The organism is Kitasatospora sp. NPDC004240 (assembly GCF_053603215.1).
This window is the reverse complement of sequence record NZ_JBSGFD010000437.1, coordinates 1-1735: the sequence shown is the minus strand read 5'-3', so window position 1 is coordinate 1735 and position 1735 is coordinate 1. Positions and strand designations below refer to the sequence as shown.

1 pseudogene is annotated in these 1735 nt (G+C 68.9%); it reads right to left on the bottom strand.

The features are described from left to right. Window positions 1-1679: pseudogene (locus ACWEQL_RS42355) on the bottom strand (ISAzo13 family transposase); the annotation flags it as partial. Window positions 1680-1735: the final 56 nt, after the last annotated feature.

Below are 1735 nucleotides of genomic sequence, written 5' to 3'. Positions count from 1 at the left end.
GGGCTTGTATCTGAATAACTGTCAGGTTTGATCTCCCTTGTCGGCGGACTCGGGCAGAAGGGCTTGGAGCTGCTCGAGGGTCCGGGCGGGCGATCCGGGCAGAGGTGTGACGACGATGCGGTGCAGGTCCAGGAGCCGGTGGCCGTCCTGGAACTGGTTGGAGAGGTTGGTGCGGGTGACGCCCAGCAGCTGGGCCAGGAGAGTGCTGGTGATCGCCTTGCGGCGGCGCAACAGCGCTGCCAGGAGACGGTGGTAGTGGTCGATGCTGCTGGTCTGCGGGTGGAGGTAGCTGCGGGGACGGTGGAAGCGCCGCTGGAAGGCGGCCTCGGCGAGGGCGTCCCAGTACGGTTCGGAGACTGCCACCAGGCGCTCAAAGTCGGCCCGCGGCATACCGGTCAGGGCCGGATCACTGAGCATCGCGGTCAGGCCGGGGTCGATCCGCCGGGCGGCCGCCGGCGCCTCCGGCGGTCGGGGCCGAACGGGGCGAGGGTGTAGTTCCAGTCGCCGTGGAACGCGTCGGGCGTGATCGGCAGGGACTGGAACTCGGCGGCGGTCACCGTTGAGCCAAGAGGGTAGCTGCCGGTGTCCAGCTCGGCGCCGATGGTCAGCCCGGTCCGGGTGGTCGTCGCGGCGATCGTCTCGATGATGACCTCGTAGCTGGTGAGCGGTCGGCCGCGCCAGTTTGCGGTGATGTGGCAGAACATTCGGTGTTCGATCTTGTTCCACTTCGACGTGCCCGGCGGGAAGTGGCAGACCGTGATCTCCAGGCCGCTCTCCAGGGCGAAGGCGGCCAGGTGCTTCTTCCAGGTCCAGCGACGGGGATCGTTGGAGCCGCCGGCGTCAGCGGTGATCAGCAACCGGGTGGCGTTCGGATGATGCACACGTCCGCGGCGTTCCCACCAGCGACGTATGGACTCGACCGCGAACTCGGCGGTGTCGTGGTCGGTCCCGACGTTGACCCAGCCGGTGTTGGTGGCGATGTCGTAGATCCCATACGGGATGGCGACCGGCTGGTCGCTGGTCGTGAAGGTGTGGCAGTCGACCCTGATCGGGTCCTTGCCCGGCCGCCAGGTGCGGCCGGGACGGTCGCGGCTGCCGAGCCATTCCTTGGCCTTGGTGTCGACGCTGATCACCGGCTGCCGGTCGTCGAGGAAGGCGGTGGCCGTGGCGTTCAGGTGGGCGAACTGGGCGTCGCGGTCCGGGTGGCTGGCGCCTTCGGTGGTCTTGACGGTGCCCTGCAGGCTGTAGCCCAGGCCGTGCAGCAGACGCCCGACGGTTGCGGCACTGACCGGGTGGCCCTGTGACGTGAGGGTCGAGGCCAGGGTCCGCAGCGACAAGGTGGTCCATCGCAGCGGCGAGACGGGATCACCCCGGGTGTGAGGCTCGATCAGCGCCTCGAGCGCCGGCACCAGGCCGGGGTCGGTGACCGTCAACGGCTTGCGGCCGGCTCCCGCAGCCCGGACCCTTCTCGCCACCGGCGGGTCTCCGGCCAGCTCGGTCACACCACGCGCGACGGTGGAGACACTGCTCCCGGAGGCGGCGGCTACCAGGGCGATCCCGCCGTGGCCGATCGCCGCGGCTTCGCTGGCCAGGTAGAGCCGACGACGGCGCTCGTCGAGATGAGGCAGGATCCGATCGAACTTGGCCCGTAAGGCGGTGACGGGCGGACGCACAGGCATGGTCCACCATCCCACCAACTCCACAAGAGCAAGCAGTAATTGAAATACAAGCCCCC